Source organism: Hyphococcus sp. D3-15 (assembly GCF_055809375.1).
Map to the genome: position 1 here is coordinate 1,759,617 of NZ_CM147910.1, position 12,884 is coordinate 1,772,500.

14 protein-coding genes (1 of these 14 only partly in view) are annotated in these 12,884 nt (G+C 59.5%); 5 read left to right on the forward strand and 9 right to left on the reverse strand.

The annotated features are described in order from the left end of the window. Together AC0L8G_RS08740 and AC0L8G_RS08745 are read right to left on the reverse strand one after the other, a co-directional pair. Complete coding sequence (locus tag AC0L8G_RS08740) at window positions 1-1,704, reverse strand: ABC-F family ATP-binding cassette domain-containing protein (RefSeq protein WP_473388411.1); 1,704 nt, start codon at window positions 1,702-1,704, stop codon at window positions 1-3. A 57-nt stretch (window positions 1,705-1,761) separates the two neighbouring features. Beyond that, a complete protein-coding gene (locus AC0L8G_RS08745) occupies window positions 1,762-2,505 on the reverse strand; it encodes a hypothetical protein (RefSeq protein ID WP_473388412.1) in 744 nt (247 codons plus the stop codon). 286 nt (window positions 2,506-2,791) lie between these two features. Here AC0L8G_RS08745 and AC0L8G_RS08750 point away from each other — a divergent pair, with 286 nt between their 5' ends. Continuing rightward, window positions 2,792-3,925 (forward strand): hypothetical protein, encoded by a 1,134-nt coding sequence (locus AC0L8G_RS08750; RefSeq protein WP_473388413.1) that lies wholly within the window; start codon window positions 2,792-2,794, stop codon window positions 3,923-3,925. Window positions 3,926-3,943: 18 nt separating this feature from the next. Here AC0L8G_RS08750 and AC0L8G_RS08755 read toward each other — a convergent pair whose 3' ends face one another. Beyond that, complete coding sequence (locus tag AC0L8G_RS08755; RefSeq protein ID WP_473388415.1) at window positions 3,944-4,423, reverse strand: copper chaperone PCu(A)C; 480 nt, start codon at window positions 4,421-4,423, stop codon at window positions 3,944-3,946. A gap of 96 nt (window positions 4,424-4,519) precedes the next feature. Here AC0L8G_RS08755 and AC0L8G_RS08760 point away from each other — a divergent pair, with 96 nt between their 5' ends. Together AC0L8G_RS08760 and AC0L8G_RS08765 are read left to right on the forward strand one after the other, a co-directional pair. Then, window positions 4,520-4,744, forward strand: a complete 225-nt coding sequence (locus AC0L8G_RS08760; RefSeq protein WP_473388416.1) for a DUF3126 family protein — start codon at window positions 4,520-4,522, stop codon at window positions 4,742-4,744. Window positions 4,745-4,747: 3 nt separating this feature from the next. Next, entirely contained in the window at window positions 4,748-6,181 is a 1,434-nt protein-coding gene (locus AC0L8G_RS08765) for a hypothetical protein (protein WP_473388417.1), read from the forward strand. Here AC0L8G_RS08765 and AC0L8G_RS08770 read toward each other — a convergent pair whose 3' ends face one another. The 4 genes from AC0L8G_RS08770 to AC0L8G_RS08785 form a co-directional block, all read right to left on the reverse strand. Then, the gene (locus AC0L8G_RS08770) at window positions 6,182-6,943 is read right to left on the reverse strand and encodes a hypothetical protein (protein WP_473388418.1); all 762 of its coding nucleotides are present in this window, start codon (window positions 6,941-6,943) and stop codon (window positions 6,182-6,184) included. 113 nt (window positions 6,944-7,056) lie between these two features. Beyond that, entirely contained in the window at window positions 7,057-7,833 is a 777-nt protein-coding gene (locus AC0L8G_RS08775) for a PhoH family protein (protein ID WP_473388419.1), read from the reverse strand. A 289-nt stretch (window positions 7,834-8,122) separates the two neighbouring features. Beyond that, window positions 8,123-8,767 carry a DUF4339 domain-containing protein gene (locus AC0L8G_RS08780; RefSeq protein ID WP_473388420.1) on the reverse strand — a complete coding sequence of 215 codons (645 nt, stop codon included), beginning with the start codon at window positions 8,765-8,767 and terminating at the stop codon, window positions 8,123-8,125. An 18-nt stretch (window positions 8,768-8,785) separates the two neighbouring features. After that, complete coding sequence (locus AC0L8G_RS08785; protein WP_473388421.1) at window positions 8,786-9,523, reverse strand: PilZ domain-containing protein; 738 nt, start codon at window positions 9,521-9,523, stop codon at window positions 8,786-8,788. 80 nt (window positions 9,524-9,603) lie between these two features. Between AC0L8G_RS08785 and AC0L8G_RS08790 the strand changes: the two genes are divergently transcribed. Both AC0L8G_RS08790 and AC0L8G_RS08795 read left to right on the forward strand, forming a co-directional pair. Continuing rightward, window positions 9,604-10,341 carry a rhomboid family intramembrane serine protease gene (locus tag AC0L8G_RS08790; protein WP_473388422.1) on the forward strand — a complete coding sequence of 246 codons (738 nt, stop codon included), beginning with the start codon at window positions 9,604-9,606 and terminating at the stop codon, window positions 10,339-10,341. A gap of 130 nt (window positions 10,342-10,471) precedes the next feature. Then, entirely contained in the window at window positions 10,472-10,900 is a 429-nt protein-coding gene (locus AC0L8G_RS08795) for a CBS domain-containing protein (protein ID WP_473388423.1), read from the forward strand. A gap of 16 nt (window positions 10,901-10,916) precedes the next feature. On the opposite strand, the gene AC0L8G_RS08800 is transcribed toward AC0L8G_RS08795, so the two are convergent. Both AC0L8G_RS08800 and AC0L8G_RS08805 read right to left on the reverse strand, forming a co-directional pair. Further along, window positions 10,917-11,900: a patatin-like phospholipase family protein gene (locus tag AC0L8G_RS08800; RefSeq protein ID WP_473388425.1), complete on the reverse strand. Its 984-nt coding sequence runs from the start codon at window positions 11,898-11,900 to the stop codon at window positions 10,917-10,919. A 25-nt stretch (window positions 11,901-11,925) separates the two neighbouring features. After that, window positions 11,926-12,884 carry the 3' portion of a hypothetical protein gene (locus AC0L8G_RS08805; protein ID WP_473388426.1) on the reverse strand. Its footprint extends 43 nt past the window's final position, so 959 of the gene's 1,002 nt are visible here — the last part of the coding sequence; the start codon falls outside the window, past its right edge; its stop codon occupies window positions 11,926-11,928.

The following is a 12,884-nucleotide window of genomic DNA, read 5'->3' on the forward strand; positions in this document are numbered from 1 at the left end:
TCAGCTTGTCGAGGCGCGCTTCCGCATCCTCGGCTTTTTCTTCAAAGGTTGCAGCGCGCGCCGCGCATCGGCGGAGCTTTTCCGCGTGCGCTCTTTGACGTTGATAACGGATTTCGCCGGGCCATCTTTCGGCGCGGTTTTGTTCGCCGCGATCACCAGTTCCCGATAATCGGCAAGATCGCCATCATAGGGCGCCGCCTGACCATTATTGACCAGCCATAAACGATCGGCGACCGCGGAGGCGAGATGCGCGTCGTGGGTGATCAGCAGGACCGCGCCCTGAAAATCATTGATCGCTTCGATCAACGCTTCGCGCGCGCCCATGTCGAGATGGTTGGTCGGTTCGTCGAGGATCAGCAGATGGGCGCCATGAAAGGTGATGAGCCCGAGCAGCAGGCGCGCCTTCTCGCCGCCGGACAGTTTTTCGACCTTTGTGTCTGCCTTTTCCGGTCCGAAGCCGAGCCGAGCGGCGGCTGAGCGGGTCTCCGCCTCGGTCGCGTCGGGAATGAGCGCGCGCACATGATCATAGGCAGAGTTTTTCGGCTTCAATTCGTCAAGTTGATGCTGCGCGAAATAGGCGATCTGAAGTTTCTTGTGTTTGAAGACATTTCCCGCGAGCGGCGGCAGCCGCCCGGACATAGCTTTCACCAGAGTCGATTTGCCTTCGCCGTTCGGACCGAGAATCGCGATGCGATCATCATGGTCGAGACGCAGATTGACCTTTTTGAGAACCGGCTTTCCTTCCTCATAGCCTAGATCGCCTTCGACAATGCGAATGATCGGCGGCGCCATGGGTTTGGGATTGGGAAAGTGAAACGGCACAGTGCGTTCGGAAATCGGCTCCGCGACCTGTTCCAGCCGCTCCAGCATTTTAATCCGGCTTTGGGCCTGTTTCGCTTTCGACGCTTTAGCGCGAAAGCGGTCCACAAAGGCTTGCATGTGGCGGCGGCGGGTTTCCTGACGCGCTTTAAACGAGGCGGCCTGGGCGCGCGCCTCGGCGCGTTTGCGTTCGTAAGTATCATAGTCGCCGGCATGGACTGATAATTTTCCGCCTTCGAGCGCCATGATATGCGTGACGGCGTTGTTAAGCAGGGCGCGGTCATGGGAGACGATAAGCGTCGTGTAGGGATAACGGCGCAAATAGGTTTCGAGCCAGATCGCCCCTTCAAGGTCGAGATAGTTGGTCGGCTCGTCGAGCAGCAGCAGATCCGGCGCGGAGAACAAGACGCCAGCCAGGGCCACGCGCATGCGCCAGCCGCCGGAAAATTCAGAACAGGCGCGCTTTTGATCGTCCGCGGAAAAGCCGAGGCCGGAAAGGATCGATCCCGCGCGCGCTTCAGCGGAATGCGCGTCAATGTCGGCGAGCCGGGTCTGGATATCCGCGATGCGATGCGGGTCGGTCGCAATCTCTGCTTCTGCGATCAGCGCCGCGCGCTCCTTGTCTTGCTCCAGCACCGTGTCGAGAAGCGACACATCAGAGGAGGGCGCTTCCTGATCCACTGAGCCGAGACGGCGGTTTTTACGTAAGGAAACCTCATCGCCGCCGGTATAGATCTCGCCTTTGATGATTTTCAGGAGCGTCGACTTGCCGGATCCGTTCGCGCCGACAAACCCCACCTTCCAGCCATCAGAGATCGCCGCCGTCGCCTGATCGAGCAGAACGCGGCCCTCAATATGATAGGTGAGGTCATTTACATGCAGCATGGCGGGCGCTTTTAGCCTCGCCTTAAGCGCAGTGGAAGGGCGGCCGCAAGGTTTTCGCTAGTTCGCGGCCGTCTCATCGCATTTCGCCGCCGCTTCGGCGCGCTCCGAGCGATAGGTCAACACCTCGTCAATCGCTGGCGCGGGAACGGCATGCTGGAATGCGCGGGCGTCTCCCGTCGCAAAGGAAATGTCTGTGTAGCGGTAGGTGTAGAGGTCGCCATTATGGCTGATCGTCACCGTAAAGGGCGCGGCCGCGCCGGACGGCGTGTCACGCCAATCCTCATAGGCGATCTCGATGCGGGTCTCGTCCGGCAATTCCAACAGCAGGCCCAAAGGGCGCTTGGCTTTGTCGAGCACCAGCGTCGCGTCGCCCCCATCGGGATAGGCGCCTTTGCGGCCCTTATATTTTCCATCCTTGAAAGCAATGTTTTTCACCGGCGCCACGTCCGACATGAGCTGGTCGAAATGAAGTGCGAGGGCGTGAAACTGGTGGCCAATGACAAAACGGCGTTCATTGACGCCGGCGAGGGCGGCGCCGTCATTGTTTGTCGTCCAGACAAGCGGGCCTTCAACCACCATCAAGGCGGGAGACGCCGTTATGAACCGCGCGGCGGATTCATAGGGTGAGCGGTAGTAGGTTTCGACCTGATAGCTTGCGCCATCAGAAGTTGTAACATCCGCGCTGGTCGCCAGCAGCGGCGCCTCGCAAGCATTGGCCGAAGGAGCAGGCGCGGGGTCGGAAGACGCAAGCGCCGGGAACGCCGCCAATGCGGCGCAGGCCAAAATCACAATGTTTTTCATGCACCAAGATACCCCGTCGCGCGTGCGGTCTGCAACTGGTTTTTCAGCGTCGGTGGAAATCGTGACGTAAAACTTCTGAACAGTTCAGGCATTGTTCAGTGCGCGGCTGTTCAATGTGAAGCTTTTGTTTCGGTGATGTTTTTTGGAGTGAAGTCTTATTGAACTTCGCCGCCATTCCCCCCATTTCCTAAAGGAAAAAGAGAGAGGAGGGCTGATCATGTTGGGACGTTTCATCAGACTGCTGACATTGCCAATCCGGGCAATAGGGAAGCTGGGCAAAAGTGGAATGCGCGATGCGCGCGCGGCGAGCCGGACGACGACGAATGCGGGCGGGTCGATGATTGCAAGCGCTGCGGGCGCTGATCTTCTGGAAGAGGAATATCGCGAAGAACCGCCTTCCGGCGTTGAGGCGTTTTTGTTTACGCAATTGCCGCGCCCGCGTCTTACCGAAAAAGCCGCGTCGGAACTCACCCTTGAGCAAGCGGTTTCCTATTCCTCAGATGCAAAGGCGTTTTATCGTTATGGCTTTCCGATTTTCGCGCGCGGCGACTTCTTTTACGAAGAAGTGGAAGAAGATTATCTGAACTCAGCGCTCGGCTTTAACAATGACAGCATTGACCGCCGCTTTCTCGAGGTGACGACACTGTTTCGCCGCACCCTGAATGACAACACCCGGCGCATGCTGCTCTATTGGGCGCCGATGCTTTATCTGGCGATTTTCGGCGCCGCGATAGCGCTGTTGCAGGCTGGCGCCGGCGCATCCCTAGCGAAACACGCGGCCCGTTTTGGCGGCGCACCGGCGGTGGTGTTTGCGAGCGCCGTTCTTGTCGGCGCGTTTTTGGCCTTTTTGATTTATTCGTGGCCCTATAAAGTGGTGCAGCAGCGCAATCTGATGAATCTCGACAATTACATCACGTCGAAATTCGCGCGCATCAACAATAATTTTCAGGTCGCAAAACGGCGTGCGCTCAATGTGGAACGCGACAAGCGCATGGCGCAGCGTGAGGAACTGAAAGACGAGGCCGGGTCGTGGACGCTGGCCTATCACTGGATCGCGATGCGGCTTTTCCTGTGCGAGCTTGCCTTGCGCAACAAGTTTTACCAGATGCGCCGCAACACCACCTTGTATTGGGTCGGCGGGATTGCGCTGACGATGATCGCGATTGCGGGGATGTCTGCCCTGTTCGCCGCGCAGGGGGCGAGCCTTGAGACGCTGGGTGTCTTCGTAGGCTCGTCGGTCCTCTATCTCGCGACCATAAGCATGGTGTTGCGCGGCGCCACCGGCATGATGTTCGGCGTTGTTGAGTCAAACGAATGGAGCCGGTTTCATATTGTCGATCTGGACGCCACGATCCGCGATCATGTGGGCGAGGACAAATTGCAGATCGTCACTTTCCGCGACCGCAACCGGATGGAGTAGGGCGCCTAATGATGCGGCCTAATGATGCGATTGTGCGGCAGCCTCCGCCGCGCTCTTCGCCTCAAACATGATGGTGACCGGTTCGGCATGTTCGAATTCAAGCGTCAGGGCGGCTTCTTCGCCCTCCTCGATAGGGGCGGTGAGCCCGATCAGCATGATATGGGCGCCGCCGGGGGCGAGGGCGGTCACTTCCTGCGGGGGCAGCAGCACGCCGTCCTTGGCCGGCGCCATGCTGGCCATGCCGTCCTCGCTCATTTGCGTGACGTGGATCTCCGCCGCTTCTGCGCCGTCATATCGCACGGCGATCAGGCGTTCTGGTGTATCGCCGCCATTGCACAATTCCACATAGGCCGCGCTCATGGGGCGGCCTTCGCCGGCGGCGCGAACCCATGGATTGCTGGCGACCACGCCTTCGCCGCCGCAGGCCGATGGCTGCGAGCCGGAGCAGGCCCCCAGAATAAGCAGGGCGGCAGGGCAAACTTGGCGAAGAATCTGCATGGAAATGTTCCTCATTGCTCAAAAAGGCCTTCTCGGCGGCGGTTGGCGCCTGCACCGGATACGGTTAAGACGAGCTAAGATAGAGGACAAGACACTATGGACGCCATCGACATCGCCCGCTTGCAACAATATCTCGGCGCCAAATTCGGCCTGCCGAATTTGACCGTGCGCGGGCGGCCCAACAAAGACGATTCCGCGGAGGTCTATATCGGCGACGAATTTATCGGCGTCATTTTCCGCGACGATGAAGACGGCGACGTCTCCTTCGACTTCAACATGGCGATTCTTGAAATTGATCTGCCGGAACGTCCGGCCAGCTAAGAGGTGATCAATTTGCCGGGCGCGCCATCGGGTTTCCTCGGAAAGCTATCGGCTGAACGTCCTGTGCTGGTCGCAAGCGTTCTTGCGCTAGGCGTGGCGGCGCTCTGTGTATTGGGCGTGCGCCATAGCGCCGATCCGCAAAGCGCCATGCTGATCCTCAAATTTCTGGCGGCGGCGGCGGCGATCGTTTGCGTCCCGCTGGCGCTTGCGGCGCTGGCGCCCGAGCGGTTGGCGTTGCGCCTGTTGTTTCTGGTGATCGTCACGTCGATCGGCGTTGGCGTTATCGCCGTCGCTTTCGGGGCTATCGATATTGGCGGGAGCGCCTTCGCGCCGCCGCGGGCCGCCGCTGGCGCCGGCTTCGGATTTTTCGTTTTTCTGTCGGCGCTTGCGCCGCTCACGCGCAGCACTTTGCGCCTCGGCGTCTTCGCGCCGGCAGCGGCGATGGCCGGCGTGGCCGGCGGGATCGGCTATTTCGCGCTGGAGAATTTGCTGGCTTCGCCCTTTAGCGGCGCAGCGGCGGCTATCGCCTTGACCGGCGGCGTCTGCGTCGGCATTGGGGTCGGGGCTGATTTCGCCCAGCATTTTGCGCGCGGGCTAGCGCCAAAAGCAGCAGCGGCGGCGGCAGGGCATGCAGCTGTCGCCCCTGCTGCATTCAGCGTTTTGGCGGCTGCCTCCTATATGACCATTGTCACCTTCAAAGCGAATTTCGGCGCCGTCGACTGGCGGGTGCTGGCGGCGGCGGGAGCGGCGGCTCTGCTCGGCGCGGCGGCGGCGCTGGTGGTTGCGACCGGGGTTTTGTCATTATTCCGCCCGAGCGAGCAGGTGGCGGTGGATGAAAATCGCCGGCGGCAACGCTTTGTTGAAAGCTGGCGGCCCTTTCGCCGGCGCCTCCCGGCGACGACCGCCATCGCCGCGAGCGCAATTTCCGGCGTTCTGGTGATTATCGCAGCGTTTGAAGCGGGCGTGCCGGAAGCGGCAAGTCTGGCGGTTTTCCTGGCGTTCATGTTGCTGGCGGCTGGCGTCACCTTTGTGTCCGTTCGCACAAGCGTTCTGATCGCATCGATCCTGCTCTTGAGCACCATATTCACGGGCTATGTTTATGCGGCGTTCGGGCTGGCTCCGCCCGCATCGGCGGAGCGTTTCGCAGCGCTCACCTTGTCGGCGATCGCCCTGTCGCAACTGACGGTGAGCTGGCGCAATGCGAGCGACATCTGGCGCAACGCCCGCGACATCGCCCAGAACGCCATGTGCGACGGGTTGCGCCGTTTTGCAGTCGCGTTTGGGGCGGGCGGAGCGGCTACGATAGCGGCGGCGTATGCGTTCTCATGGCCGGCCGGCGTTGGCGCGGCGGCGTATTTCTGCATCCATGCGGGGATCGGCTTGCTGCTGGCGCCGTTCCTGATGGTGGCGCTCAGCGCGCAATTCCAGCGTTATTGATTATTCGCCCGCGAGCCGCGACTGGTCGAGCTCGGCGACGAATTTCTGCACCGCCTCATCCAGCGCCCGCCATTCCGGCAGATAGGGCCGCTTGAAGCGGTAGCTCACTTCAATCTTGTCGCCATATTCATATTCGCGCCAGCATTCGGGGCTCGCCACGTCTTCCTTTTCCTTGAAGCAGAAGATCGCGGCGGTCGCGCCGCCCGCATCGGCGCCGACAAACAGCTCCGTCGCCGCATAGCCGTTGGTCGGCACGTTGGCGCGCTGGTCTTTGAAGGTGAATTTCGTCAACTGGTATGGCGTGCGGACGCCGCGCGAATCAACGGTCTGGGGCAGGTAGAGACGCTCAAACCGCTCGGTTTCGTTGAACATCGACGTGCGTTTGGAGATCGTAATGTCGATGCGCCGGGTGTCCGGCGCATTTTCGATGAATTCCTTGCGCTGGGCGGGGGTGTAGCCATTCATTGTCGGCCACAGGGCGTAGAGCACGACTTCATCGCGGGCGCCGCCGCGCCGCGCCCGGGGGTAAACCGTATAATTGGCAGCCGGGCTGAATACGACGCCGCCGATCTCGACCCGGACCGGTTCTTCGGTGATGGCCGGGCTTGGGGTGTTGCCGGAAAAATCCTCAACGCTCGGGCCGACGTAGTAATAAAGGAAGATGGCGCACAGAACGAGCGTCGCCATGAAGATGCCCAGCGGATACCGCCAGCTTGATTCCCGTTTGATTTCTTCGCCGCCGAAGCCGTAGCCGTTGCTCATTCATTCCGTCCTTATTACGCGTCAGAAGCGGAATGCCGTCATTAGCATGACCGGCCGGTGAGTAAAATCCCGGGCGGGACCGTCTCACCGGCCAAACATGGAAAATCGCCAAATTACAGGGCGTCGATCATTTCCGCGACGAGCGGGTGGCGCACCACATCCTCGCGGGTGAAGGAGATCGCACGGACATTTTCCAGCGCTTCAAGCTTCGACACCACATCCGAAAGGCCGGACATGCCGGGCAGAAGATCGCTCTGGCAGGGATCGCCGGTCACCACCATAGACGAGCTCCAGCCGAGCCGGGTGAGCAACATCTTAAGCTGCCCATAGGTGCAGTTCTGCGCCTCATCGATGACGATATAGGCGTTATTGAGGGTTCGTCCGCGCATATAGGCGATCGGCGCGATCTCGATCACGCCCTCGGCGAGCAGCGCCTTTAGACGTTTTGAGGAGATGCGGTCGCATAGCGCGTCATAGAGCGGACGCAGATAAGGCGACAGTTTTTCCTCCATGTCGCCCGGCAGGAAGCCGAGGCTCTCGCCCGCCTCGACGGCGGGACGTGAAAGAATGATGCGGCGGACTGCGCCGGAATCGAGCGCCTCAACGGCTTTGGCGATAGCGAGATATGTTTTACCGGTGCCGGCGGCGCCGACGGCGAAGACCAGCGGCGCCTCGTCTATGGCGTCGAGCATCTTTTGCTGGGAGGCGTTCTGTGCACGGATGTTCTTGCGGTATTTCTGATCGCGCTGATCTGTTGGCTCTGGATGCTTCGGGTCTTCAAGCGGCGACCACTTGGGATCGTCAAAGAGCCGACGGACATTGCTGTCTTCACCGTAATTCGCATGTTCATTCATGCGCCGCGCCATGCGGCGCGCCGTGCGTTTGGCCATTTACGCCTCCAAATAACTTGAGGAAAAAAATTTGGCGCTGAACGGGAAAGGGAAACTGTAAGGAGCAGGGCGGCTTTGTTGCTGCGTGAAGGAGGCTGTGCGCTCGCCGCGCAAATTCCGCTTCCCGCTTGATCGCAACACTGCATTCCGCTGCCCGCACTCCTTGAAAGGCGCTTTCGCGAATCAGTCACCGGATTCACTATAACGCTATTTCGGGCATGGTCCGAAAGCTTTTTCGGGCGTTAGAAAAAATTCTTAAACGTTAACGGCCAGACGGCGCGAAAGCGCGTCAGGCTTGCTTGGTTTTGAAATAGGCCGCAGTGATTTTCGAGTTGGGCTCCGGCGCGTAATTGCCCCAGGAGGTGCGGCCGCGCGAAGAGTCGACAACGAAAATTGACTCACTGCCGCGCAGATAAGGCGTGATTGCATTGCGCACGCCGACTGCGGTGAGTTCGCAGGTCACATGCCAGACATTGTCCGCGATGCGAAACGCCGGGCCAAGGCTCAACATAGCGGCCTCTACGCGGCTCGCCGCCGCGCTGACCACGTCGAAAATGACGATGAAATTCGCAGCCGCCATTTCATTGGCGTTGTTGTTTTCCGCGCGGGCGGCGCGTTTCGCTTTGACGGTTTTCGCGGGGACATGGGTTCCGCGCACTTCATTAGACAACACGTCGTCGCGATCGTCACGTTTTCCGAAAGACTGTTTGCGCGGCGAGGGTGCGCCGGTTGAAGAGACGTCTACAGGATTGGCGAAGAAGCTGGCGAAAACAATTTCGCTGCGAGCCTCACGCCATGATTGTCCCCCTGCCGGCGCGACCAGCGACCAGCGCGCCAGGCGTCCTTCATGAGCAAAGTTGCGCATTTGTTGGGTCGTGTAAGGGCCGTAAACCTTATCCTGGACCTTAACACACCAATTTTCAGCCGCGAGCATCGGCGAACCTCTTTTGCATTAGGCGCGAGCGCCTTTCTTGCCAAAAGGGTGAGCAAGTCCCGGGCCAGATGGGTCAATTGGTTCGGTGGATGTTGTTTCTTCTACGATTTCGTCCATTCGTTCGGCGCCGCCGGTAAATACAATCCCTACGCCTTGTTCATGACGGCGCACAACTTTAGCGGTCATGCGTCCCAAAATGAGATGCATGCCGAGCGGCGGGCGGGGGCTGATGTCCAAAGATGCGCCAGTCAGAGAGATGTCCAATATAGAGCATTGCAATTCGCGCCCGTCTTCAAGACGGACGGTTGCGGTGGTGTCTTGCTTAATCCGGGGTTGATTGCGCCGGTCGGCGCCGCGGCGGCGATTGTTAAGCGCAGAAGTCAGGCTGTCCGCCAGCTTGGCCTGTTTCGACCGGCGTTTCGGATAGGTGACGGCGAAACTGTTTTCACTCGATCGCACCACCTTGCCTTCGATGCGCCCGATTTGGTCGATATAGACGATGACATGCTGTCCGAAGGCCGGCGGGAATTTCGCGCGCACCATGGCGCCGCCAGCGGAGATGTTAATGACCACGCCAGCGCGTTCATCGCCGCCCTCAGTCAGAAAGCGCGCACGCAAGGGGAGGTCAACGCGATGGTGCCTGCGCCGATCATCCGCATCATCAGCGTTTTCGCCGCCCGCATCCGGGCCGGGCTGGTTTTCCGGTTTGGAGCTAACCATGGTAGTCGTGTCGCCCTTATATACTCGCGCGGACATTAGGACGCTTTGGTGAACAAAGATTTGCGCTTGCGAAGCGCCTTCGTTAATCATTTTTACCAATTTCTTGCGAGCCCCGAATGAACACGCATAAGGACGATGAACAGCGAGGCCTGCTCGCTATGATCGCCAATCCGCCGAATGCGGTTGCGGGTCTTTGCGTAATATTCGTCAGTCTGCATATCGCCCTGGCTTTGATTCCTGCGGGCGCCGCCCGTCAGATATGGCGGTATTTCGAGTTATCGCCGAAGCGGGCGCTGCGAGCGCTTGAGGCGGGCGAGCTCTTCAAGGTGGTTCGCACCCTGATCGGCCACATCTTCTTTCATGTGAATCTTGCGCATTTGCTGATCAATCTGGCGGCGGTGCTTGTGCTCGGCGCGATTGTCCATCGGGAAATGGCGGCCCGCGCGCAGCAACGCAGAAGCGATGCAACGACCGCGTTTTTCGGCTTCTTTCTGATTTCGGGCATGATGGCGGGGGCGGTCTTCATTCTTTCCGTGCCGGATTCCTATCAACCAATGATCGGCGCTTCGGGCGCGGCGGCGGGGCTTGCGGGCGCTTGCGCCTGGCTGTTTGTCACCCGCACCGCAGACGGCAAGCCGAGCCCGAATGCCCTGCGCAATCTGTTAGTGCTGTTTTTGGTTTCCGCTGCGCTGATCGCCGCCAGCTATTTTCTCGACACGTCCAAAGTCAGTTTAAAGCTCTTCGGCAGCGTCAGCGCCTGGCAGGCCCATGTGGGCGGCTATGTGTTCGGTCTTGTCTTCTATCCATTGTTCGAGCGTCTCGCCGGCGCCGCACATGAGCCGGCACAACGGTAAAATTCCGCATTTGCGAAATGAAAAATTCCGGCGCGGCGCGATTTGCGGGGCTTTGCGGCGTTGGCGCGTCTCTTGCTGAATCGGTCACAGGGGCGCATGATTGTGCCTAAGCTGAAGAAGGAGGCTCGTGATGAAAGTCGAACAGATCCTTCGGTCAAAAGGCGCGGACGTGTTTGCAGTCCGGTCCGACGACAGCATCGCGCAAGCGGTGGGCGTCCTCAATGACAGAAATATCGGCGCCGTCATTGTTCAGGATGCTGCAGGCGATGTTGTCGGCATCTTGTCGGAGCGGGATGTTGTTCGCCGGCTTGGCCAAAAAGGCGTCGCGGCGATGGACATGCAGGTTTGCGACTGCATGACCGGCAATCCATATACCTGCACGCCGGAAGATTCCGTAGACGAACTAATGTCGAAAATGACGGAAAAGCGCATCCGCCATCTGCCCGTCACCGCAGGCGGAAAGATTGTCGGCGTCGTCTCGATTGGCGATGTGGTCAAGCGCAAGATCGAAGAAACGGAAATGGAAGCGGCCGCCTTGAAGGAATATATTGCAGGGTAGGCTGAGCGTTCGGCGCCTATCCCAGATATTCCAGCGCGCTTTCGATTTGCGGGCGGGCGTCATCGACCGCCTTGCGGCCGATGGCGATCAATTCGGCTGCTTTGTCGAACTCCAGCAGCGAAATATGCCCGACTTGCGGGGTCACCAGCACGTCCGGCGGATCGCCCGCCAGACGTGACCGGGTGACGCGATCCATCAGTATGTTGAAGGAAGCGAGCATGACGGTGCCGACGCCGGGCGCGCTGGCGCTTGGTTGAAACAGGCGGGGCCAGCCGTCTTTTGGTTCGCTATCGCCGCGCATCTGGCTGGGCGATAGATCGCCGAAACGGGCCTTGCGCTGGTTGACGCCGAGATTGAACGCATCCGCATGCAGGCCGACCGCAATAACCACGCGCGCGCCCATGGCGCGGCATGGGGAAACGGGGAGAGGATTGACCAAGGCGCCGTCAATCAGCCAACGGCCATGCACGGCGCGCGGAGGAAAGACGCCGGGCAATGCATAGGCCGCCATCATGGCGTCGGAAAGCTTGCCCTCGCGCAGCCAGACTTCGTGCCCGGTCGCCAGTTCCGCCGTCACCGCCACATACTCATGGGGCAGATCTTCTATATCCGTAGGCGGAAGGAACTTAAGCAATGCCCGTTCCAGGCGCTTTCCGCCCATTAATCCGGCGCCATTCAACACCACATCCACATAGGAGAGCATTTTGGTGGGGGAGAGGCTGAGCGCCCATTCCTCAAGCGCGTCCAGTTTCCCGGCGCGCCAAAAGCCGCCCACCAGCGCGCCGACAGACGTTCCCGCGAGGATGTCCGGCGACACCCCTAGCTCTTCCAGCCGGCGAAGCGCGCCAATATGGGCCCAGCCGCGGGCGACGCCGCCGCCAAGAGCGAGGCCCAGTTTGGCCTTGCGGGGAGGTATTTGCGACGCAGAGTCGGACTTTGGCGTTGCGCTCTCGGTCATTGTGGCGGGTCCGCTCTTTGTGTTTTCTTCCGGGACTGTCATGGCGCTAGCCTGCGCTTTCCTAATGTTAGAAAAAGGCGCCAATGTCGCGAAGTCTCCGTGGAGCTTCTCCGTCGTGGCTGGACGAGGTGCGAACCATAAGCTGGTGCGCAAGCATAGCCGTGCGAAGCTTCATCTTTTGTGGGTTCCCTTTCGCTTTTGGGGCTTTGCCTTCGACCATCCGGCCCAGTGCATGAGCGGCCAGGATGAACATGACAAGCGATCCCGTCGTGTCCAGAAAAGAAACAGTAACCGTTTTATCTACAAGCCAAAAATCCGTGAGCAGCAAGGACAGGCTCATGGACCGCATTATCAGAATCGCGCTTGCGACGAACAGGATGCGCATTTTCGGAGCGATTTGCGGCAACAGAATGATGCTAGTGAGCGCTATGATCATATCGCAATTGTGAGTCGGCATAATGAAAACTGCTGCGAGAAAGGAGGTCGCAAGGGCGCTGACGCCCAACCTCGCCTTGTCGAAATCTGCGCCGCATCTTTTCAGGTAGAGACATATCCCGCAACAAAGCAGACCGGCGAGCCCTGCGAGGAAAAAAGGGCTCATGGTCCGGCCGGCAAGCAACCAATATGTTACGTAATTGAGCCCGCTCATATTGTGCGGCAAGTTTTCGGGAAGGGCGCTGTAACCATGAAGATTACGAAGGAAGCCAGTAAGAATCTGGAACGGGCTATCAATGGCCAAGCCAATGGCGCCAAGAATAAAAGTACAGGCAACTGCGGCGGCAAGCGGGCGACGCAGGAATGGAATGAACAAAGCTGTTGCGGCGACGCAAATCGATAATTGTGGTTTGAGGAAAAGAACCGTCAGCGCTAACCCGGCAACGAGCGCATTACGTTTGTACACGGACCAGAACAGCGCCGTTGCGGCCAGAGTTAGAAAAGGCGTGGGCTGACCGATTGTTATGGCGATATCGGCTACACCGTAGGGAAGGGCCGCCGCGCCCATGAAAAGCGTAAAATAGCGAAATT

What these genes read in the sequence shown, in the direction of transcription:
- AC0L8G_RS08755 (WP_473388415.1), bottom strand. Translation starts at nt 4,423, where the DNA reads ATGCAGATTCTTCGCCAAGTTTGCCCTGCCGCCCTGCTTATTCTGGGG.
- AC0L8G_RS08770 (WP_473388418.1), bottom strand. Translation starts at nt 6,943, where the DNA reads ATGAGCAACGGCTACGGCTTCGGCGGCGAAGAAATCAAACGGGAATCA.
- AC0L8G_RS08785 (WP_473388421.1), bottom strand. Translation starts at nt 9,523, where the DNA reads ATGTCCGCGCGAGTATATAAGGGCGACACGACTACCATGGTTAGCTCC.
- AC0L8G_RS08800 (WP_473388425.1), bottom strand. Translation starts at nt 11,900, where the DNA reads ATGACAGTCCCGGAAGAAAACACAAAGAGCGGACCCGCCACAATGACC.
- AC0L8G_RS08775 (WP_473388419.1), bottom strand. Translation starts at nt 7,833, where the DNA reads ATGGCCAAACGCACGGCGCGCCGCATGGCGCGGCGCATGAATGAACAT.
- AC0L8G_RS08760 (WP_473388416.1), top strand. Translation starts at nt 4,520, where the DNA reads ATGGACGCCATCGACATCGCCCGCTTGCAACAATATCTCGGCGCCAAA.
- AC0L8G_RS08750 (WP_473388413.1), top strand. Translation starts at nt 2,792, where the DNA reads ATGCGCGATGCGCGCGCGGCGAGCCGGACGACGACGAATGCGGGCGGG.
- AC0L8G_RS08795 (WP_473388423.1), top strand. Translation starts at nt 10,472, where the DNA reads ATGAAAGTCGAACAGATCCTTCGGTCAAAAGGCGCGGACGTGTTTGCA.
- AC0L8G_RS08745 (WP_473388412.1), bottom strand. Translation starts at nt 2,505, where the DNA reads ATGAAAAACATTGTGATTTTGGCCTGCGCCGCATTGGCGGCGTTCCCG.
- AC0L8G_RS08740 (WP_473388411.1), bottom strand. Translation starts at nt 1,704, where the DNA reads ATGCTGCATGTAAATGACCTCACCTATCATATTGAGGGCCGCGTTCTG.
- AC0L8G_RS08780 (WP_473388420.1), bottom strand. Translation starts at nt 8,767, where the DNA reads ATGCTCGCGGCTGAAAATTGGTGTGTTAAGGTCCAGGATAAGGTTTAC.
- AC0L8G_RS08790 (WP_473388422.1), top strand. Translation starts at nt 9,604, where the DNA reads ATGAACACGCATAAGGACGATGAACAGCGAGGCCTGCTCGCTATGATC.